The 21,204-nt window shown below is 46.1% G+C and carries 23 protein-coding genes; all 23 read left to right on the top strand.

The features are described from left to right. Positions 1 to 40 precede the first annotated feature (40 nt). The 23 genes from fliL to OC193_RS04485 all read left to right on the top strand — a co-directional run bounded on the left by fliL (position 41) and on the right by OC193_RS04485 (position 21,196). Positions 41 to 529, top strand: a complete 489-nt coding sequence (gene fliL, locus OC193_RS04375) for a flagellar basal body-associated protein FliL (RefSeq protein ID WP_048664313.1) — start codon at positions 41 to 43, stop codon at positions 527 to 529. Between the two features lie 7 nt (positions 530 to 536). After that, positions 537 to 1,580: a flagellar motor switch protein FliM gene (gene fliM / locus OC193_RS04380; RefSeq protein ID WP_048661515.1), complete on the top strand. Its 1,044-nt coding sequence runs from the start codon at positions 537 to 539 to the stop codon at positions 1,578 to 1,580. A 28-nt stretch (positions 1,581 to 1,608) separates the two neighbouring features. Beyond that, a complete protein-coding gene (fliN, locus tag OC193_RS04385) occupies positions 1,609 to 2,019 on the top strand; it encodes a flagellar motor switch protein FliN (RefSeq protein ID WP_004739851.1) in 411 nt (136 codons plus the stop codon). After that, entirely contained in the window at positions 2,019 to 2,459 is a 441-nt protein-coding gene (fliO, locus tag OC193_RS04390; RefSeq protein WP_048664311.1) for a flagellar biosynthetic protein FliO, read from the top strand. The genes fliN and fliO overlap by 1 nt, the downstream gene beginning before the upstream one ends. Next, complete coding sequence (gene fliP / locus OC193_RS04395) at positions 2,446 to 3,375, top strand: flagellar type III secretion system pore protein FliP (protein WP_196299432.1); 930 nt, start codon at positions 2,446 to 2,448, stop codon at positions 3,373 to 3,375. Before fliO ends, fliP begins: the two co-directional genes overlap by 14 nt. A gap of 11 nt (positions 3,376 to 3,386) precedes the next feature. Next, positions 3,387 to 3,656, top strand: coding sequence for a flagellar biosynthesis protein FliQ (gene fliQ / locus OC193_RS04400; RefSeq protein ID WP_029235191.1), 270 nt, complete (start codon positions 3,387 to 3,389; stop codon positions 3,654 to 3,656). Between the two features lie 6 nt (positions 3,657 to 3,662). Further along, positions 3,663 to 4,445: a flagellar biosynthetic protein FliR gene (fliR, locus tag OC193_RS04405; protein ID WP_017060672.1), complete on the top strand. Its 783-nt coding sequence runs from the start codon at positions 3,663 to 3,665 to the stop codon at positions 4,443 to 4,445. Between the two features lie 9 nt (positions 4,446 to 4,454). Next, on the top strand, positions 4,455 to 5,585 hold the full coding sequence (gene flhB / locus OC193_RS04410) for a flagellar biosynthesis protein FlhB (protein WP_048661512.1): 1,131 nt from the start codon (positions 4,455 to 4,457) through the stop codon (positions 5,583 to 5,585). Between the two features lie 212 nt (positions 5,586 to 5,797). After that, on the top strand, positions 5,798 to 7,897 hold the full coding sequence (gene flhA / locus OC193_RS04415) for a flagellar biosynthesis protein FlhA (protein WP_048664306.1): 2,100 nt from the start codon (positions 5,798 to 5,800) through the stop codon (positions 7,895 to 7,897). A 27-nt stretch (positions 7,898 to 7,924) separates the two neighbouring features. Continuing rightward, a complete protein-coding gene (gene flhF / locus OC193_RS04420; protein WP_048661510.1) occupies positions 7,925 to 9,487 on the top strand; it encodes a flagellar biosynthesis protein FlhF in 1,563 nt (520 codons plus the stop codon). Between the two features lie 13 nt (positions 9,488 to 9,500). After that, complete coding sequence (locus tag OC193_RS04425) at positions 9,501 to 10,388, top strand: MinD/ParA family protein (protein WP_048661509.1); 888 nt, start codon at positions 9,501 to 9,503, stop codon at positions 10,386 to 10,388. Beyond that, positions 10,381 to 11,115: an RNA polymerase sigma factor FliA gene (locus tag OC193_RS04430; protein ID WP_048661508.1), complete on the top strand. Its 735-nt coding sequence runs from the start codon at positions 10,381 to 10,383 to the stop codon at positions 11,113 to 11,115. The genes OC193_RS04425 and OC193_RS04430 overlap by 8 nt, the downstream gene beginning before the upstream one ends. A gap of 42 nt (positions 11,116 to 11,157) precedes the next feature. Then, positions 11,158 to 11,526: a chemotaxis response regulator CheY gene (gene cheY / locus OC193_RS04435; protein WP_016767062.1), complete on the top strand. Its 369-nt coding sequence runs from the start codon at positions 11,158 to 11,160 to the stop codon at positions 11,524 to 11,526. Positions 11,527 to 11,632: 106 nt separating this feature from the next. After that, positions 11,633 to 12,364: a protein phosphatase CheZ gene (locus OC193_RS04440; protein ID WP_048661507.1), complete on the top strand. Its 732-nt coding sequence runs from the start codon at positions 11,633 to 11,635 to the stop codon at positions 12,362 to 12,364. 9 nt (positions 12,365 to 12,373) lie between these two features. After that, positions 12,374 to 14,554, top strand: a complete 2,181-nt coding sequence (locus OC193_RS04445; protein ID WP_048664304.1) for a chemotaxis protein CheA — start codon at positions 12,374 to 12,376, stop codon at positions 14,552 to 14,554. A 13-nt stretch (positions 14,555 to 14,567) separates the two neighbouring features. Continuing rightward, positions 14,568 to 15,692 (top strand): protein-glutamate methylesterase/protein-glutamine glutaminase, encoded by a 1,125-nt coding sequence (locus OC193_RS04450; protein ID WP_048616090.1) that lies wholly within the window; start codon positions 14,568 to 14,570, stop codon positions 15,690 to 15,692. Positions 15,693 to 15,702: 10 nt separating this feature from the next. Continuing rightward, positions 15,703 to 16,485, top strand: coding sequence for a ParA family protein (locus tag OC193_RS04455; RefSeq protein ID WP_048661505.1), 783 nt, complete (start codon positions 15,703 to 15,705; stop codon positions 16,483 to 16,485). Continuing rightward, positions 16,472 to 17,662, top strand: a complete 1,191-nt coding sequence (locus OC193_RS04460; protein WP_261978730.1) for a chemotaxis protein CheW — start codon at positions 16,472 to 16,474, stop codon at positions 17,660 to 17,662. Before OC193_RS04455 ends, OC193_RS04460 begins: the two co-directional genes overlap by 14 nt. 72 nt (positions 17,663 to 17,734) lie before the next feature. Beyond that, a complete protein-coding gene (locus OC193_RS04465; RefSeq protein WP_017056895.1) occupies positions 17,735 to 18,229 on the top strand; it encodes a chemotaxis protein CheW in 495 nt (164 codons plus the stop codon). Continuing rightward, positions 18,229 to 18,741 carry a DUF2802 domain-containing protein gene (locus OC193_RS04470; protein ID WP_048664299.1) on the top strand — a complete coding sequence of 171 codons (513 nt, stop codon included), beginning with the start codon at positions 18,229 to 18,231 and terminating at the stop codon, positions 18,739 to 18,741. Before OC193_RS04465 ends, OC193_RS04470 begins: the two co-directional genes overlap by 1 nt. Before the next feature lie 278 nt (positions 18,742 to 19,019). Then, the gene (gene ccmA / locus OC193_RS04475; protein ID WP_048664296.1) at positions 19,020 to 19,637 is read left to right on the top strand and encodes a cytochrome c biogenesis heme-transporting ATPase CcmA; all 618 of its coding nucleotides are present in this window, start codon (positions 19,020 to 19,022) and stop codon (positions 19,635 to 19,637) included. A gap of 1 nt (position 19,638) precedes the next feature. Beyond that, the gene (gene ccmB, locus OC193_RS04480; RefSeq protein WP_004736228.1) at positions 19,639 to 20,307 is read left to right on the top strand and encodes a heme exporter protein CcmB; all 669 of its coding nucleotides are present in this window, start codon (positions 19,639 to 19,641) and stop codon (positions 20,305 to 20,307) included. Positions 20,308 to 20,455: 148 nt separating this feature from the next. Further along, the gene (locus tag OC193_RS04485) at positions 20,456 to 21,196 is read left to right on the top strand and encodes a heme ABC transporter permease (RefSeq protein WP_017064107.1); all 741 of its coding nucleotides are present in this window, start codon (positions 20,456 to 20,458) and stop codon (positions 21,194 to 21,196) included. The last annotated feature ends 8 nt before the right edge of the window (positions 21,197 to 21,204 follow it).

Here is a 21,204-nt window from a genome sequence, read left to right on the forward strand (position 1 = left end):
ACCGTTAGTTAATAGAAAGAACAGGAAGTTAGAGTAAGATATGGCCGAAGAACAAGATGCACCTAAAGGGAAGAGTAAGCTCCTCATCATCATTATAGCGGTAGTCGTTTTACTGCTTGGTATCGGTGGTGCTTTGTTCTTTTTCTTAGGCTCCGATGATAGTGCCTCTGAATCTCAGTCTCAGCCAGCCACTGCTATGGTCGCTGCAGAGCCAGTTATGTATGTTAATATTCCTCAGCCCTTCTTGTTCAATGTGACAGGTGATAAAAAAGATCGCCTAGTGCAGATAAAAGCACAGCTGATGGTACGAGGCAGCAAGAATGAAGACTTGGCTCGCTATCACTCTCCTCTTGTAGAAAGTACGCTACTAGCAACGTTCGCTTCGGCCACGGTCGATCAATTGCGCTCTCCAACCGGACGAGTTGAACTGCGAAACAAGGCGACTGAAGATATTAAAGCAAGTCTGGCTCAAGCTGTTGGCCAGCCTGTGATTGAAAAAGTGTTATTCACTGACTTCGTAATTCAATAGGTAATTTGTGACCGATTTATTAAGCCAAGACGAAATTGATGCGCTGTTACATGGCGTTGATGATGTTGAAGACGTAGAAGATGTCTTAGAAACCGAGAATGACAGTGCGGTCAATTTCGACTTCTCATCTCAAGATCGAATCGTCCGTGGTCGAATGCCGACCCTTGAACTTATTAACGAGCGCTTCGCACGTCATATGCGGATTAGCTTGTTTAATATGTTGCGTAAAACGGCTGAAGTGTCGATCAACGGCGTACAGATGATGAAGTTTGGTGAGTATCAAAACACATTGTATGTACCCACCAGTTTAAATATGGTGCGTTTCCGTCCTTTAAAAGGTACGGCGCTGATCACCATGGAAGCACGTCTTGTTTTTATTCTTGTAGAGAACTTTTTTGGTGGTGATGGTCGTTTCCACGCCAAGATTGAAGGCCGTGAATTCACGCCGACTGAAAGACGTATTATCCAGCTGCTGCTGAAAATTGTTTTTGAAGATTACAAAGAAGCTTGGTCTCCAGTGATGGGGGTTGAGTTTGAATACCTGGATTCTGAAGTGAACCCAAGTATGGCGAACATTGTGAGCCCAACAGAAGTGATCGTTGTGAGTTCGTTCCACATCGAGGTAGATGGCGGTGGTGGTGACTTCCACGTTGTGATGCCTTATTCAATGGTTGAACCGATCCGTGAACTGCTTGATGCGGGTGTTCAATCTGACAAAATGGAAACCGACGTTCGTTGGAGTACCGCACTGCGTGATGAAATCATGGATGTGCCGGTTAACTTTCGTGTGAACCTTCTAGAGCAAGATATTTCTCTGCGTGATTTGATGGAGCTGCGCCCCGGTGACGTCATTCCAATGAACATGCCTGAGCACGCAACGATGTTTGTCGAAGAACTGCCGACCTATCGTGTGAAAATGGGGCGCTCTGGTGAGAAGCTCGCAGTACAGATTTCTGAAAAAATTCAAAGACCCCATGTGGTTAAAACTGATCTCGCTTTTCTAGGCAAGGACTTAATGTCTGAACTAGAAAACAGCGATGATGACGAATAGAAAATAGATAAAAGTATAGGAATTGGTAATGGAACCTAGTGAAGATCAAAAGCTAGCAGACGAATGGGCTGCAGCACTTGGTGAAGATCCTTCAGCACCGTCAATTGATGTTGATGACGTGCTTGCGGCACCACTTGATGAGCTAACCGATTCATCGTCTCCGATTTCTGAAGATGAGCGTCGTAAACTGGATACCATCATGGATATTCCAGTGACTATCTCAATGGAAGTTGGCCGCTCTCAGATCAGTATCCGTAATTTACTTCAGTTGAACCAAGGTTCGGTCGTTGAGCTAGATAGAATTGCTGGTGAATCACTGGACGTAATGGTCAACGGTACCTTGATTGCTCATGGTGAAGTGGTTGTGGTGAACGACAAGTTTGGTATTCGTTTGACTGACGTTATTAGCCAAACAGAACGAATTAAGAAGCTGCGTTAATGAGCTTTTTGTCTCAAAGACTGGCGAGCTCTTCTCTCGGAATGACAAAGCTGTTAAGAGGGGGCTTGGGAGTAGGGCTATTAATTGTTCCCTCCATTGCCTTTGCTGCAACGCCGCCATCTCTCGATTTAGCGACCACTTTTGGGTCGCTAATTTTCGTTATAGCCTTCATCTTATTTATTGCTTGGCTACTCAAGCGCATGCAAGTGCCTGCAATGTCGAATCAGCAAGGCTTGGCGATTGTTAGGCAAATTCCTGTAGGTACTAAAGAACGCATCGCTATTGTTCAAGCGGGTGATGAGCAGTTCTTAGTCGGGATTACCACGCAATCTATTCAGCTAATTTCTAAGCTCGATAAACCTCTTACTCAGGAGATGCTGGAAAAAAGTACATTTTCAAGTCAGCTTTCCCAGCTAATAAAAAAAGATGCAAACAAGTAACGGACTTTTGAACTCATCTTACGTTTGCCAAAACGGAGCTTTCCGAATGGTTAAAGTGTTGTTGGTTCAGCTCACTCTTCTCTGCTCACTCGTATTCAGTATGTCGGTATTTGCACAGACTGAAGATGGCACCGTCATTCCGGCGAATACCGCTGGCTCAGAGTCGGTAACCATCAGCACGATGGAACAAGACCAAGCCAAATCGACAACCATGACCACGGGCAGCTTAACCGGCAATGGTGGCGGCATACCTGCCTTTACCATGACAACCAATGCTAATGGCGGTGAAGACTACTCGATAAACCTTCAGATCTTGGCGTTAATGACCATGCTTGGCTTCTTGCCAGCGATGGTGATTTTGATGACCTCGTTCACCCGTATTGTGGTGGTGATGTCTATTTTGCGTCAGGCGATGGGTTTACAACAAACACCGTCTAACCAAGTGATTATTGGTATCGCAATATTTTTGACCTTTTTCATTATGTCACCGGTAATCAATCAGGTTAACGAACAGGCGGTTCAACCTTATCTCAATGAACAGATATCGGCACGACAGGCATTCGATGTTGCCCAAGGTCCGATCAAGTCTTTCATGCTCAAACAGACTCGAATCAAAGATCTTGAAACCTTTGTTGAGATCTCTGGTGCGGAAGTGACCAACCCTGAAGATGCCTCAATGGCGGTTCTGATTCCAGCGTTTATCACATCGGAATTAAAAACGGCTTTCCAGATAGGCTTTATGTTGTTCTTACCGTTCCTAATCATCGACTTGGTGGTGGCATCGGTATTGATGGCCATGGGTATGATGATGTTGTCACCGATGATTGTATCGCTGCCGTTTAAGTTGATGTTGTTTGTTCTTGTTGATGGCTGGAACTTGATCCTCTCCACACTCGCCGGCAGTTTTGCCTTGTAGCTGGGGGAATAATGAATCCTGAAATATTCGTAGAGTTGTTCCGAGATGCCCTTTGGATGGTACTCATCATGGTTTGCGCCATTATCATCCCGAGCCTGCTGATCGGTTTAGTCGTCGCTGTATTCCAAGCCGCGACCTCTATCAATGAACAAACACTGAGTTTCCTGCCGCGTTTGATAGTAACTTTGTTGGCGTTGATGCTATTTGCACACTGGATGACCCAGATGATGATGGAGTTCTTTTTCGAACTCATCGAACGCTTGCCGCAAGTTCTGTATTAGACCGATATGGAATACCCAACGAGCCTTGTACTAGAGTGGTTAGCCAATTATTTTTGGCCATACACTCGCATCTCAGCGATGCTGATGGTGATGACGGTGACAGGGGCACGCTTCGTGTCGCCGCGTATTCGTCTGTATTTAGGTTTGGCTATCACCTTTGCCGTGATGCCCGCAATTCCTGCTGTTCCCAAAGAGATCGAACTGCTCTCTTTCCAAGGGTTCTTAACGGTGTTTGAGCAAATCGTGATTGGTGTTGCCATGGGCTTTGTTACTCAGTTTATGATTCAGACCTTCGTCATGCTCGGCCAGATCTTGGGTATGCAATCTAGCTTGGGCTTCGCCTCAATGGTTGACCCCGCTAACGGACAGAATACGCCAGTACTTGGTCAGTTGTTCATGTTGCTTGCGACCATGTTTTTTTTGGCGACCGATGGTCACTTGAAAATGCTGCAGTTGGTGGTGTTCAGTTTTAAGACTTTGCCGATTGGCAGTGGCTCTCTGACTTCGGTCGATTTTCGAGAACTCGCGTTGTGGCTTGGTATCATGTTCAAAACGGCATTAGCAATGTCGTTGTCGGGCATTATCGCGCTACTAACGATTAACCTTTCTTTTGGTGTAATGACGCGTGCTGCACCTCAGTTAAACATCTTTTCTTTGGGTTTTGCATTTGCGCTACTCGTGGGTCTGTTACTTTGTTGGTACATCCTTGGCGGCTTGTATAGTCACTATGAGCTATTCTGGATGCAAGGCGAACAACAGATATGTCGTCTAATCCGGTTAGATTGCTAGGAGACTGAAATGGCAGAGTCAGACGGTCAAGAACGCACAGAAGACGCCACGCCCAAACGCTTGCAACAGGCCAAAGAAAAAGGGCAGGTTGCAAGGTCGAAAGAGCTAGCGTCGGCGTCGGTACTGATAGTAGGTGCGATTGCATTAATGTGGTTTGGCGAATCGATGGCGAAGGCGTTGTTCGAGGCTATGCAACGTCTGTTTTCTCTGAGCCGCGACGAGATTTTTGATACCAATAAACTCTTCGAAATTGCCGGTGGTGCACTGGTGAATTTGCTGTTTCCGCTGTTTTTGATCCTGATAACCTTATTCGTTGCAGCAGTCATTGGTGCGGCGGGTGTCGGTGGGATTAACTTTTCAATGCAAGCCGCGATGCCAAAGGCGTCTAAGCTCAATCCACTCAGTGGTATCAAGCGTATGTTTGGCCTACAAAGTTGGGTTGAACTTCTCAAATCTATTTTGAAAGTAGCTCTTGTATCAGGCATGGCCATTTATCTGATTCAGGCCTCTCAGCATGATTTAATGCAGCTGAGCATGGATGTTTATCCGCAGAATATCTTTCATGCTTTGGATATCTTGCTCAACTTTATTCTTTTAATCAGTTGCTCTCTGCTTATTGTGGTGGCGATTGATATCCCGTTCCAGATCTGGCAACACGCCGATCAATTGAAGATGACCAAACAAGAAGTCAAAGACGAATTCAAAGATACTGAAGGTAAGCCGGAAGTGAAAGGGCGAATTCGTATGCTTCAAAGGGAAGCGGCTCAACGTCGAATGATGGCTGATGTTCCTCAAGCGGATGTGATTGTGACCAACCCAGAGCACTTTTCCGTGGCATTGCGCTATAAGCAGAATCAAGATAAAGCGCCGATTGTGGTTGCCAAAGGTGTCGACCACATGGCGATGAAAATCCGAGAAATTGCGCGCGAAAACGACATCTATATTGTTCCAGCGCCACCATTGGCGAGGGCGCTTTATCACACCACTGAGCTAGAACAACAAATTCCTGACGGTCTGTTTACGGCAGTTGCGCAGGTACTTGCATATGTTTTCCAGCTTAAGCAGTACCGAAAACGAGGAGGGGAGAGGCCAAAACTGCAAGATTCTAATATGCCGATCCCACCTGATTTACGTCATTAGATCAATTGCTTGAGCTCTGCGTGATGAACCTTGATAATAGCGAGCTAGCTAATCTTCTTTTTATTGAGGTGATGGCGATAATTTGACGTGAGATGTTGGTACAGTGTTTGCTGTAGTAAGCCTGAACATTATAAGCCCATAGCAAAACAGCCCTGACTAAGATCTAATCCACTTCTTCAGAGAGCTACAACATAGCGAAACTGTCTAGATTTATGAAATTCTCCCTGCCTTTTGCGGACAAGCTACCTAAAATCCCTAACCGTGCCATGCCTGCGATTGGTGCGCCTGTTATGGTACTTGCCACGCTTGCTATGGTGGTGTTGCCCATTCCAGCTTTCTTGTTGGATATGTTCTTCACCTTTAATATTGCACTGTCTATGGTTGTGCTATTGGTTTCGGTTTATACCCGTAGGCCTTTAGACTTCGCTGCATTCCCGACCGTGCTGCTTATTGCGACTCTGCTTCGATTGGCCTTGAACGTTGCTTCAACACGTGTGGTATTGCTCCATGGCCATGAAGGTGGTGACGCTGCTGGTAACGTGATCGAAGCCTTCGGTAACGTGGTTATCGGTGGTAACTACGCTGTCGGTCTAGTGGTGTTCTTGATTCTGATGATCATCAACTTCATGGTTGTTACCAAAGGTGCGGGTCGTATCTCGGAAGTAAGTGCGCGTTTCACTTTGGATGCGTTACCGGGTAAACAGATGGCAATCGATGCCGACTTGAACGCAGGTTTGATCGACCAAGACCAGGCGCGTCTGCGACGTTTTGAAGTAACCAAAGAAGCCGACTTCTACGGTTCGATGGACGGTGCATCTAAGTTTGTTAAAGGCGATGCGATCGCTGGTATCTTAATCTTGTTCATCAACATCATTGGCGGTTTGAGCATTGGTATGGCTCAGTTTGACCTTGGTTTTGGTGAAGCAATCGAAATCTACACGCTACTGACTATCGGTGATGGTCTGGTTGCACAAATCCCGTCACTGCTCCTTTCTATAGCAGCTGCAATGATGGTAACGCGTCAAAATACTGATGAAGACATGGGGCAACAGCTCGTCTTCCAGATGTTCGACAATCCAAAAGCCTTGATGATCACCGCCGCTATCCTTGGCATCATGGGTATTGTTCCGGGTATGCCACATTTCTCGTTCTTGAGCCTTGCTGTTATTGCGGGCGCGGGTGCGTATTACATCGATAAGAAAAACAAAAAGAAGGCGGAAGAACCTAATCTTCCGGCAACCGTTGAAGCGAATGGAGAAGTAGGCTCTCAGAAGGAGCTTTCTTGGGATGATGTTCAACCTGTCGATATTATTGGTTTAGAAGTGGGTTACCGTTTAATTCCTTTGGTTGACAGAGACCAAGGGGGCGAACTGCTTGAACGCGTTAAAGGTGTGCGTAAGAAGTTGTCTCAAGACTTTGGTTTCTTGATCCCAGCGGTACACATTCGCGATAACCTAGAGCTGACACCAAACAGCTACCGAATTACCCTGATGGGTGTCGCAGTAGGTGAAGCTGAGATCAAGCCTGACATGGAGCTCGCGATCAACCCGGGCCAAGTGTACGGTATGATCGATGGTGAGCCGACAATCGACCCTGCATTTGGATTAGAAGCGGTATGGATTCGTGAAGAGCAGCGTGAACACGCACAAGCTCTAGGTTATACCGTTGTCGATTCTTCTACAGTATTGGCGACACATCTTAGCCAACTGCTTACCAACAACGCATCACAGCTTATTGGTCACGAGGAAGTTCAGAACTTACTTGAGATGCTTAGCCGCTCAACACCTAAGCTGGTCGAAGGTTTTGTACCGGATCAATTGCAGTTGGGTGTGGTTGTGAAAGTGCTACAGAACCTATTGAATGAAGCTATTCCAATTCGTGACATTCGAACTATAGTCCAAACTTTGTCGGAGTATTCAGGTAAGAGTCAAGAACCTGACATACTTACTGCGGCGGTTCGTATCTCATTGAAACGATTAATTGTTCAAGAAATCAATGGTATAGAGCCAGAGTTGCCAGTGATAACCCTAATTCCTGAGCTGGAACAAATCTTGCATCAAACCATGCAGGCATCCGGCGGAGAATCTGCTGGTATTGAACCTGGTTTAGCCGAACGTTTACAGACCTCCCTCAGCCACGCTACGCAAGAGCAGGAGCTGAAAGGTGAACCAGCGGTGCTACTGACCTCTGGTGTGTTACGCTCGACTCTGGCTAAGTTCGTGAAAAACACGATCCCAAGCTTGAGAGTCTTGTCTTACCAAGAGATACCGGACGAAAAACAGATACGTATAGTACAAGCTGTTGGTAATTAAGCCGCCTAATTAGAACGGACGATCGAATTGAAAATTAAACGATTTTTTGCAAAAGATATGCGAACGGCGCTGCTCCAAGTTAAAGAAGAACTTGGCTCAGAGGCGGTGATCATGTCTAACAAAAAGGTCGCAGGTGGCGTGGAAATTGTTGCCGCTATTGATGGCGAATCTAGCCCTTCAACAGCAAGCCAGAGACTAAATAAACCTCAGCAGCCTGCACAAAGCCAATATACGCAAATGGCCGCGCCCGCAGCTCCTGCAGGGCGACGTCAACTAGACGATGACAAGGTTAGCCTGCAGTCGAATGCTGAAGGTGGACGCTCAATGACTAAGCGCTTTGCGAATATGCTAAAACAATACAGTCATGGCGCCGAGGATGAACCACAACATCGTGCTGAAAATGAAGATTCATTGTCAGCATTGCTTAATCGCCAATCAAGCACGGGTCATAACCCTCATAGTCATCAGACTCAAAGCAATCTGCAGTCTCATGGCCATCAGCAGTCTCACGGTAACCAACAGTCTCACGGCAATCTTGATTCAGCATTTGCTCGTGAAACAGGTTTGTCTAAGTTGATTGCTGAAGACCGCAGAGTCGAGCGTCCGGCACCTCGCTTGGATCCTACTCGTTATGATCGCGGTCGTGAGAACACTCACTCGAAAGGCTCTGATTCTGAAATGGAAACGATGCGCGAAGAGATGACCTCAATTCGTCGTCTGTTAGAACATCAAGTATCTGGATTAATGTGGCAAGAAGTTGAGCGTCGTGAACCGCTCAGAGCGATGCTTATTAAGCGCCTTGAGCGTATGGGTGTTTCTGCAGAGCTGGCCGATCAGATGGCTTGTTACATTCCTGAAGATACCAAACCAGCGCGTGCATGGAAGGCTTTGTTAGCACTGGTTGCTGACCAAATCTCTGTCACTCAGAAAGATATTTTAAAACGCGGCGGTATTGTGGCTCTACTTGGCCCAACCGGTGTGGGTAAAACGACAACTGTTGCAAAGCTAGCTGCACGTGCTGCCATGGAATATGGCGCAGATAACGTCGCACTAGTGACAACTGACACATATCGTATAGGTGCACATGAGCAGTTATCGATCTATGGTCGAATTATGGGTTGTCCTGTAAGAGTTGCTAAAGATTCTAGCGAACTGGCCGATGTAATATATCAGTTACGTAATCGTCGCCTGATTCTGGTCGATACTGCAGGCATGGGACAACGAGATGTTCGCCTATCTGAGCAGTTAGACACATTGATGCAAGAGAGTGGTTCCGTTATCAATAGCTACCTTGTGTTGCCAGCAACTGCACAACGCAAAGTGCTACAAGAAACAATTGAACACTTTAGAAGAATCCCGTTGTCGGGATGCATCATGACTAAATTGGATGAATCCCTCAGTCTTGGTGAATTCATCAGTGTCGTAATACAAAATGCATTACCAGTTGCTTACATAGCAAATGGTCAACGAGTTCCTGAAGATATCGTTATAGCTCAGCCAAAGTACATGATTGCTAAGGCTAATGAGTTATTAGAAAAATCTACAGAGAATGAACCTCATTACTGGAATAGCGATTCTGAAGGGCTCTAGGCGGCGGATAAATATGAATGAAAATATGATACATGATCAAGCTAGCGGCCTCCGTCGCTTAACCAAGCCTTCACTCACAAAAGTTATCGCTGTCACCGGTGGTAAGGGAGGCGTTGGTAAATCCAATGTGACGTTAGGTATGGCTATTTGCATGGCGCGCCAAGGCAAAAAAGTCATGGTGTTAGATGCCGATTTAGGGCTAGCTAACGTCGATATCATGCTGGGTATTCGTTCTAAACGAAACCTAGGGCATGTGTTGGCTGGCGAATGTGAACTTAAGGATGCGATTGTCGAAGGGCCGCACGGAATTAAAATTATTCCAGCGACATCGGGCACACAAAGCATGACTGAACTTTCACACGCACAGCATGCTGGTTTGATTCGCGCATTTGGTTCGCTTGAAGACGAGATGGATATCTTGTTGGTTGATACCGCTGCCGGAATTTCGGACATGGTGATCAGTTTCTCAAGAGCGGCGCAAGACGTGGTTGTTGTGGTATGTGATGAACCTACCTCAATCACAGATGCATATGCTTTGATTAAGCTTTTGAGCAGAGAGCACCAAGTTCAGCGATTCAAAGTTGTTGCAAATATGGTCAGAAGCTACCGAGAAGGCCGAGAATTATTTGCAAAGTTGACTTTGGTCACAGAGCGCTTCTTGAATGTGAGCCTCGAACTCGTAGCATGTATTCCTTTAGATGATAAAGTACGTCAATCAGTCAAGAGACAGAAGATCGTAGTAGATGCGTATCCTCGCTCTCCAGCTGCGTTGGCAATCAGCTCTTTGGCTAATAAAGCATTGACCTGGCCAATACCAAAAACACCAAGTGGGCACTTGGAGTTCTTTGTTGAAAGGCTGCTGAATCGTACTGAATTTATAGAGGAACCATTTGGTGAATAAAGCGCTTACTTACGACCAACATGCTAATCACAATAGCCAACAGGCTTTTTTTGAGAAGTATTCTGTGTTGGTTAAACGTATCGCTCATCACTTGTTGGGGCGATTACCGCCTAATGTATTGGTTGATGACTTAATTCAAGCTGGCATGATCGGCTTGATTGAAGCGCAACAAAACTATGATGGTACCAAAGGCGCAAGCTTTGAGACGTATGCTGGTATTCGGATTCGTGGGGCAATGTTGGATGACATTCGCCGCGGGGACTGGGTACCGAGATCGGTTCATAAAAACAATCGAGAAATCAGCAGTGCAATCGCGGAATTAGAGGGTATCCTCAACCGCGACCCGAGTGATGCCGAAGTGGCAAAACATATGGGACTCACTTTGGAGCAGTACCACAGTGCTTTAACTGATATTAATTGCTCAAGACTGGTTGGGATCGAAGATTTAGGCGTCTCAGATGATGTAATATCTCCGAATGAAGACTCTCAAGATAACACGCCTTTTCAAGGGGTTGCTGATGAGTCATTCCGCCAAGCTCTGATCGACTCGATAAAACAACTTCCGGAAAGAGAAGGCCTTGTGCTTTCGCTTTATTACGACGAAGAACTCAATTTAAAAGAGATTGGGGAAGTGCTAGGTGTCAGCGAATCTCGTGTCAGCCAAATACTGAGCCAATCTATGCAGCGTTTACGCACTAAGTTAAGTGCTTGGACACAGAACGACTAACAACACTGATCCTATTCAGTGGAGGCTAATTTGAACAAAAACATGAAAATTCTCATTGTTGATGATTTTTCAACGATGCGCCGAATTGTTAAAAACCTACTTCGCGATTTAGGTTTCAACAACACTCAAGAAGCAGACGATGGCTTGACCGCGTTACCTATGCTGAAAAAAGGCGAATTTGATTTCGTGGTAACTGACTGGAACATGCCAGGCATGCAAGGTATTGACTTGCTTAAACACATTCGCGCAGATGCAGAACTTAAGCACCTTCCAGTGCTTATGATCACAGCAGAAGCGAAGCGTGAGCAGATCATCGAAGCAGCGCAAGCGGGTGTTAATGGTTACATTGTGAAGCCTTTCACTGCTGCAACGCTGAAAGAGAAACTTGATAAGATTTTTGATCGCTTATAAGCATCAATAAGTTTTAGGTACTTCTAGATAAACGCTGACTGATAAGTTATCTGTTTATCTCGATAGCCTAAGCGCACAAAGTATGCGGAGTAAGGCCGAACTCAGGATGATTTCATTAGAACAAGCAAAAAAATTAGTAGAGCTGCTTGAGAACGATGAGCAGCAAGATGCTGATTCTCTTGTTAGAAGCATTTATGAAGATAATTTTAGTCTTCAAGACAATCCAATGCTTCAAGAAATAGGAAGTCTGACTCGCGACCTCCATGACTCTTTGACTCAATTTAATTTCGATGAGCGCATTAGCGTTATCGCAAATGACGAAATCCCCGATGCAAGGGATCGCCTTCAGTATGTCATTGATAAAACGGAAGTTGCGGCAAATAAGACGATGGACGCTGTCGATCGCTGTATGCCAATTGCAGACAACCTACACGAGTGTTTACTTCAAGTAAGGCCTCAATGGAATGAACTGATGCATGGCCGCATTGAGCTGGCACAATTTAAAGCTTTATGTCACCGCATTGATGGATTGCTTGTCCAAGTAGAGGGCGATAGTACCGAACTACGTGGACAACTGACTGAAATCTTGATGGCTCAGGATTTCCAAGATTTAACTGGGCAGATAATTAGCAAAGTTATTACCTTGGTGAATGAGGTTGAAGGACGCTTAGTTGAGATTCTCACCGTATTTGGTGCGAATCAGACTGAGCCAACTCCAAAATCAGAGAAGAAAGCATCGATTGCTCCAGAAGGGCCAATCATGAATCCAGAAGAGCGCGAAGACGCTGTTGCTTCTCAGGATGAAGTCGACGATTTGTTATCCAGTCTTGGATTTTAAAGGTAACGTATGAGCTACGATTTAGACGAAGATATTCTTCAGGACTTTTTAGTCGAAGCAGGAGAGATCCTTGAACTTCTATCAGAGCAACTGGTAGAGCTTGAGAATAACCCTGACGACAAAGACCTATTAAATGCTATTTTCCGTGGTTTCCATACAGTAAAAGGTGGTGCTGGTTTCTTAGCATTAACTGAGCTGGTGGATACTTGTCATGGTGCCGAGAATGTGTTCGACATTCTACGAAACGGTCAGCGCAGCGTAACATCAGGCTTGATGGATACTATGCTGCAGGCGTTAGATACTGTTAATACACAGTTCCAAGCCGTGCAAGATCAGGAACCTTTAGTACCAGCAGACCAAGCTTTATTGGATGAACTTCACCGCCTCTGCAAACCAGAATCAGCGGATGAAGTTGCACCAGTAGAAGCGCCAGCACCTGTTATCCCAGAGCCTGTCGTTACAGCCCCTGAACCGGTTGTCGAAAGCTCAAGCATCAGTGCCTCATCTGTGGATGATATCTCTGAAGACGAGTTTGAGCGCCTGCTTGATGAACTTCACGGTAAAGGTGGTTCACCAACAGCACCTTCTGCACCCACACCGCCGCCAGCACCAGTTGCACCTCAGCCTGTTGCTGACAGTGGTGATATTACTGATGACGAATTTGAGAAGTTGTTGGATGAATTGCACGGCGCGGGTAACAGCCCGACAGCGGCAAGTTCAACGCCTCCTCCACCGCCAGCGCCTCCGGCAGCACCTGTTTCGGCGATGTCTGAAGGCGATGACCTGATGACTGACGAAGAGTTCGAGAAGTTACTGGACCAATTGCATGGTTCAGGTAACGGACCTTCGATTGAAGAGCTCGATGCTGCGACTAAGCCTGCAGAAGTGAAGTCTGCGGCAGTTGCACCACAAGCTGCGCCTAAGCCTGCTGCTCCGGTTGTGGTTAAAGAAGAACCGAAACCTAGTGCTCCAGCAAAAACTGAAGTTAAAGCGCCAGCGAAGAAGCAGCAAGCTGAAGCTACAGTTCGTGTCGATACATCAACACTGGATACCATCATGAACATGGTGGGTGAACTGGTATTGGTGCGTAACCGACTTGTCAGTCTTGGCCTAAACAGCAATGACGAAGAAATGTCGAAAGCTGTCTCTAACTTAGATGTTGTTACTGCAGACCTACAAGGCGCGGTAATGAAGACTCGTATGCAGCCGATCAAGAAAGTATTTGGTCGCTTCCCACGAGTTGTCCGTGACCTTGCGCGTAGCTTGAAGAAAGACATCGTTCTTGAAATGCGTGGCGAAGAAACTGACCTTGATAAAAACTTGGTAGAAGCACTTGCTGATCCTCTGATTCACTTGGTGAGAAACTCTGTCGACCATGGTATCGAAATGCCGAACGACCGTGTTGCTGCGGGTAAATCACAAACGGGTAAAGTGATTCTATCTGCCTCTCAAGAAGGTGATCACATTGAGCTGGCTATCGTTGATGACGGTGGCGGTATGGACCCTGATAAGCTTCGTGCTATTGCGGTCAAACGTGGCCTGATGGATGAAGATGCAGCGTCTCGCTTATCAAATAAAGAGTGTTTCAACCTGATTTTTGCTCCTGGCTTCTCAAGCAAAGAGCAGATCTCGGATATCTCTGGTCGTGGTGTAGGTATGGACGTTGTGAAAACGGCGATCAACACACTGAACGGCTCTATTGATATTGATTCAGAAATGGGACAAGGCACCAAGATCACCATCAAGGTTCCACTAACCTTAGCGATTCTACCAACCTTGATGGTCGGTGTTGCGGGTCACCCATTTGCATTGCCATTGGCATCGGTTAACGAGATCTTCCACCTAGACTTAAGCCGCACAAACGTGGTTGATGGTCAGCTAACGATCATCGTTCGCGATAAGTCTATTCCGTTGTTCTACTTGCAAAACTGGCTTGCTCCTAAAGCGGGTATTGTTGAACTGCGTAAAGGGCACGGCCATGTTGTTATCGTACAACTTGGTAGCCAACGAGTTGGTTTTGTTGTCGATACGCTTATCGGTCAAGAAGAAGTCGTGATCAAGCCACTTGATAAGCTTCTGCAAGGCACGCCAGGAATGGCAGGCGCGACAATTACAAGTGACGGACACATTGCATTGATTCTAGATGTGCCGGACTTGTTGAAGCAGTACGCAGCTGCGTCAAGAATTTAATTTAAGGATAAATATGGCGATTAAAGTATTAGTCGTTGATGATTCGAGTTTCTTTCGTCGTCGCGTTAGCGAGATCATCAACTCAGAGGCTCGCCTAGAAGTCATTGATGTAGCAGTAAACGGTAAAGAAGCCGTTGAGAAAGCGAAACAGCTAAGACCTGACGTAATCACGATGGACATTGAAATGCCTGTCATGGACGGCATCACTGCCGTTCGTGAGATCATGGCCGCGTCTCCAACGCCTATTTTGATGTTTTCATCGTTAACGCATGATGGAGCGAGAGCAACGTTAGATGCATTAGATGCAGGTGCTCTCGACTTCCTACCTAAGAAGTTTGAAGACATCGCACGTAACCGCGATGATGCGGTTGCATTGCTTCAACAGCGTGTGATTCAGATTGCTGCAAAGCGTGCGTTTATGCGTCGTGCTCCTATTGCACCGAGAGCGACAGCAACGACTTCAACATCTACGCCATTACGCCAACCGATTTCAACAGCAGCTGCGACTTCGACAGCGAAGCCAGCGGTTGCATCAACGGCAAAATTCAGAGCGTCAGGTAAGAAATATCAATTAACGGCAATTGGTACGTCGACTGGTGGCCCGGTTGCGCTACAGAAGATTTTGACGCGCATCCCTGCTAACTATCCACATCCGATTGTGTTAGTTCAGCATATGCCAGCAACATTCACAGCTGCTTTTGCTAGTCGATTGAACACCTTGTGTAAGATTGAAGTCCGTGAAGCGCAAGACGGTGATGTGTTGAAACCAGGAGTGGCGTATCTTGCTCCGGGTGGTAAACAGATGATGGTTGATGGCCGCGCAGGCTCTGCACGTCTAAGAATTATCGATGGCGGCGACCGAATGAATTACAAGCCTTGTGTAGATGTCACATTTGGCTCTGCAGCGAAGATCTACGGTGACAAAGTGTTGTCTATGATACTGACCGGTATGGGCGCAGATGGTCGAGAAGGTTCGCGTATGTTGAAAACCGCGGGCTCGACGATTTGGGCACAAGACGAAGATAGTTGTGTTGTATATGGTATGCCTCAAGCTGTAGCAAAAGCTGGCATTTCTACTGAAGACCTACCTCTCGACCGCATCGCGGAAAGGATTTTGGTTGAAGTTGGGTTAGCTTAGGTAAATCGAAATGATTGTTTGGAGTGTTGCAAACCAAAAAGGTGGTGTTGGTAAAACGACCACGACCGTGACTCTAGCAGGTTTACTTGCGTTGAAGGGGCACCGTGTTCTGTTGGTTGATACTGACCCACATGCATCACTGACCACCTATCTGGGTTACGACTCAGATACGGTGGAATCGAGCCTGTTTGATTTGTTTCAGTTGCGTGAGTTTAACGCGCAGACAGTAAGACCTTTGCTTTTACAAACGGAAGTTGAAGGTATCGATATTATTCCTGCGCACATGTCTTTGGCCACATTAGACCGTGTAATGGGAAATCGAAGCGGCATGGGGTTGATCTTGAAGCGCGCTTTGGCCGCTTTGAAAGGTGACTATGACTATGTGTTGATCGATTGTCCGCCAATTCTGGGGGTGATGATGGTCAATGCATTGGCTGCTAGTGATCGTATTTTGATTCCGGTACAGACTGAGTTTTTGGCGATGAAGGGCTTAGAGCGCATGATTCGCACTTTGACCATCATGCAGAAGTCTCGCAAAACGCCGTTTAAGGTGACGATTGTCCCGACGATGTACGACAAGCGAACCAAAGCCTCACTGCAAACATTAACGCAGCTCAAAGATGATTATCCAAACCAAGTTTGGACGTCTGCTGTGCCGATAGATACTAAGTTTCGAGATGCGAGCCTAAAACGCCTACCAGCATCTCATTTTGCATCGGGTAGCCGTGGTGTATTTGCTTATAAACAGTTGCTTATTTATCTCGAAAGGTTGGCGATAAATGAGCGCGAATAAAGAATCAGTATTGGCGCAGCCAAGTCTCTCCAGTGAACAAGCACTGGATGATTACTTTACTGCGTTATTAGGCGATGAAAGCTTTGAATCTGATGATTTTTTTGTTGACGAGTCGAGCGACGAATCACAATCTGAAGAGCCAGAGCCAGAGCCAGAGCCAGAGCCAGAGCCAGAGCCAGAGCCAGAGCCAGAGCCAGAGCCAGAGCCAGAGCCAGAGCCAGAGCCAGAGCCAGAGCCAGAGCCAGAGCCAGAGCCAGAGCCAGAGCGCCAATTTTCGAGTCACCACTCAAGCTACGCAGAAATACGCGCGGCTGAGTTTGAGGTTCCTAACCTTGAGGATGTTCAGAAACTACTGAGTCGTTTAGAGGCGACCAATGTTGTTGATGAACTGAACCTTGATGAGTTGATGGATCAGAACACCCAGAAAATCGCCCAGCAAGCAGATATGCAAATGTTTGATGCCGCGGTTGAATCTGTTCAGGTGTTTGAAGAGCCAGAAATTCAAGATTGGAGTCTTCCACAACCTGATTTATCAATTGCTGCAGAGCCACCGGTTGAAACGCAGCAATTTGAAGAGTTACAAGCTGAATCGCTGGAGATGGAACAAGTAGAAGTTAAGGCTGTTGAACCTGAACCTGAACTTGACGTCCCTGAGCCCGAGACAGTTATTGAACCTGAAACTCAAGCAGGAGGTGCTGAACAGTTTACCTCTTGGGAAAGTACGGTTCGCACAGAAGACTTTCAAGTTTTGTATTTTGATGTAAACGGCGTGACCTTTGCGGTGCCACTTGATGAGCTTGGCGGCATCCATCGCCTTGAAGAGTTAAGTCATATCATTGGTAAGCCAGCTTGGTATTTAGGTTTACAAACCAACCGTGATAGTCAGCTAGATGTGGTCGACACCGCAAAATGGGTGATGTCTGAGAAACTATCGGGTGACGAATACAAAGAAAACTATCAATATATAGTGATGCTTGGAGAGAGCTTGTGGGGGCTTGCGGGCACCGAGTTAAAAGGCACCGAGCTACTTAATACAGATAAAGTACGTTGGCGAGAAATGGCAGGGAAACGCCCATGGCTCGCTGGTATGGTAAAAGAAAAAATGTGTGCTTTGATCCATGTTGAAGCATTAATCGCCATGCTAAACGCAGGGCTAGATGTAAAAGCATTAAGCTAGTCATAAGCATTAGGCTAACAATAAGCGTCAAGTTAATAATAGTGGTCGGTAACGACGGCAAGAGGATTATCTATGTCTCATATGAGTGAAGTTGAAGTAAGAAAAGATCCAACCAATGATGAAGTACTTCAATGGGTGACATTCCAGCTAGAAGAAGAAACTTACGGCATCAATGTAATGCAAGTACGTGAAGTACTGCGTTACAGTGAAATTGCTCCGGTACCGGGTGCTCCAGACTACGTTCTAGGTATTATCAACCTGCGTGGTAATGTTGTTACTGTTATCGACACTCGTTCTCGCTTTGGTTTGATGCAAGGTGAAATCACAGATAACACTCGTATCATCGTTATTGAATCTGAGCGTCAAGTTATTGGCATTCTAGTAGATAGCGTTGCTGAAGTGGTTTACCTACGTTCTTCTGAAATCGACACAACGCCAAGTGTTGGCACTGACGAAAGTGCTAAGTTCATTCAAGGTGTCAGTAACCGTGATGGCAAGCTGCTTATCTTAGTAGATCTAAACAAACTACTAAGCGAAGACGAATGGGATGAGATGGCTCACCTGTAATGTTTGAAGCGCTTCCTTTAACCCCTGTTGCTCTGATTGCAGGAGTAGGGGTTTTTACGTTATTCATCGTGATTTTGATTAGCAAAGTAAAACGTGCGATTCAAAAGCAGCTCGATCAGTCACGTCTGCAAGTTCGTAATTTGGACAAAGAGCTTCAAAAATCGAGTAAGCAATTACTTGAGGTTCGCTCGGTTGTGGTTGGCCTGGGCCAAAAAGTAACTGAACAGCAAGATCTGATAAAGCACTTGAATGAGCGTATTGTTGAGTTGGAACATGCTGACACTGATGGCCGCTTGTACACACGTGCAACGAAAATGGTTCAGCTTGGTGCCGGGATAAACGAACTGATTGAAGAGTGTGAACTACCTAAAGCGGAAGCTGAGCTAATGATGTCTCTACAGAATAAGCTCGCGGGTAAGGAGAAAATCCCTTCGTTGAGAAGTAACCCTTCATCGTACGATGATCAACCCGATGCCTCTCGCGATCGCAGAGACCCGTCTCGACGTCGTTAAATTGAGCGCTTAATTCGTATTGAACAATTGATGTTTATTACGTATTCCTTTTAAAAGAAGCTTCGGCTTCTTTTTTTATGCCTGTTCTATCTATATAGAACGATGTTTATAAGTGCTTGTATCTAAGGCAATATCTTGTTTGTTGATGAAAATGTGTAAATTGTGATGCGGTGGTAACAGTTTCTTACCGACTTTGTTCTATCGAAAACGCCTAGTCCTGTTTTGTCACCATGTTGGTGTGCTACTATAGCCCTCTCATTACTCGACTAAATTTACCTATGCTAGAAGTCTCAAATTTAACTGCTATTCGTGACGACAGGGTTCTATTTGAATCGTTGTCTTTTCAATTGAAACCACGTGAACTGGTTCAGGTTGAAGGTCGTAACGGTACCGGGAAAACGACACTCCTTAGGATTATTACTGGCTTAGGTGATCGCGATGACGGCACTATCTCTTGGGATGGTGAGTCTATCGAATCGAGTCGAGACGTGTATCATCAAAATTTGCTTTTTCTTGGTCACCAAACTGGTGTGAAGCGCGAGCTAAGTGCCTATGAGAACCTGAGTTTCTATCAGTCGATTCACAGTGGTGGTACGAGCAAAGAAGAGCTTTACCACGCGTTGGCTCAAGTCGGGCTTGCGGGCAGAGAAGACGTACCTGCGGGGCAACTTTCAGCGGGGCAACAGCGCCGAGTCGCATTGGCTCGTCTTTGGTTGAGTAAGCAAATGTTGTGGATTCTCGATGAACCGCTGACTGCGATTGATAAGCAGGGCGTGAAAGTTCTCGAATCTCTTTTTTCTCAGCATGCAGACAACGGTGGCATTGTGTTATTAACCACGCACCAAGATATGTTTGCTGATAGCCCGAAACTAAGAAAAATAAAGTTGGGTGAGTAATATGATCTCTTCTATGACCACGATTATCCGACGTGAGCTGCTTATCGCATTCCGACGTCAAGCGGATATCTTTAACCCTCTGTGGTTCTTCATCATTGTTATCACGCTTTTCCCTTTAAGTATCGGCCCTGAGCCAAACCTACTTGCACGTATTGCTGCGGGTATTGTTTGGGTGGCCGCTTTGCTCTCGGCATTGCTCTCTTTAGAGCGCCTTTTCCGCGATGATTTTCAAGATGGTGCCCTTGAGCAGATGATGCTGATGCCCATCCCGTTGCAGTTGGTAGTCTTGTCCAAGGTCATAGCACACTGGTTGTTGACCGGGTTACCATTGATTTTAATCAGCCCATTGTTAGCTGTTTTGTTGTCTTTAGATTTTGATACATGGCTCTCAGTTGTGTTGACCTTGCTGGTAGGTACACCCGCATTGAGCTTTATTGGTGCGATTGGTGTTGCGTTGACCGTTGGGTTACAGAAGGGCGGAGTCCTATTAAGCCTGTTAATTCTGCCGCTTTACATCCCCATTTTGATTTTCGCGACGTCAGCTATTGACGCTGCGGCATTGGGCGTTGCATACAACGGTCAGTTGGCGGTGCTTGGGGCGATGTTAATGGGGGCGATGACTCTGACACCTTTTGCGATCAGTGCCGCACTTAGAGTGAGTGTGAACTGATAAGGGTTCCGTTATCGTATAGCTAATGTGAACCAAACGTGTCGATTGGACTCATAGAGTCAGTAAAACTGAAAGCAAGACAAATAAAATTATTATAATTATAGCTTTAATAGCTGTAAGCAATATGAAGTAAGAGTGAGATTACAACATGTGGAAATGGCTCCATCCCTATGCCAAAGCAGAAACCTCTTATCAGCTTGCTGGTAAACTTTTGCCATGGTTTTCGATCCTAGCGCTATTGTGTCTATCCGTCGGTACCGTGTGGGGGCTTGCATTTGCGCCTTCAGATTACCAACAAGGTGATAGTTTCCGAATCATCTACATCCATGTTCCGTCTGCCATCTGGTCGATGGGCGTTTACATGTCGATGGCGATTGCTGCCTTTATCGGTTTGGTATGGCAGGTGAGACTATCTGATATGGCCGCATTGGCGATGGCGCCGATTGGTGCTGTATTTACCTTCATTGCACTGCTAACCGGTGCGGTTTGGGGTAAACCAATGTGGGGTGCTTGGTGGGTTTGGGATGCACGTTTAACCTCAGAGCTGATTCTTCTATTCTTATACTTGGGTGTGATTGCACTTCACCACGCATTTGATGACCAAAAAACAGCCGCTAAAGCAGCAGGCATTTTGGCAATCGTTGGTGTCATCAACCTACCTATCATTCACTTTTCAGTAGAGTGGTGGAACACACTTCACCAAGGCGCGACGATCACTAAATTCGACAAGCCTTCTATATCAAGTGACATGCTATGGCCGCTTCTTCTTAACATCTTCGGCTTCGCCTTTTTCTTTGGTGCTGTGACTATGGTTCGTTTCCGTAACGAAATCATCAGTAAAGAGAGTCACCGTCCATGGGTTCGCAAGCTTGCGGCCGAAAAAGCGTAGTAGGGTAG

This window comes from Vibrio crassostreae (assembly GCF_024347415.1).
Lineage (GTDB): Bacteria > Pseudomonadota > Gammaproteobacteria > Enterobacterales > Vibrionaceae > Vibrio > Vibrio crassostreae.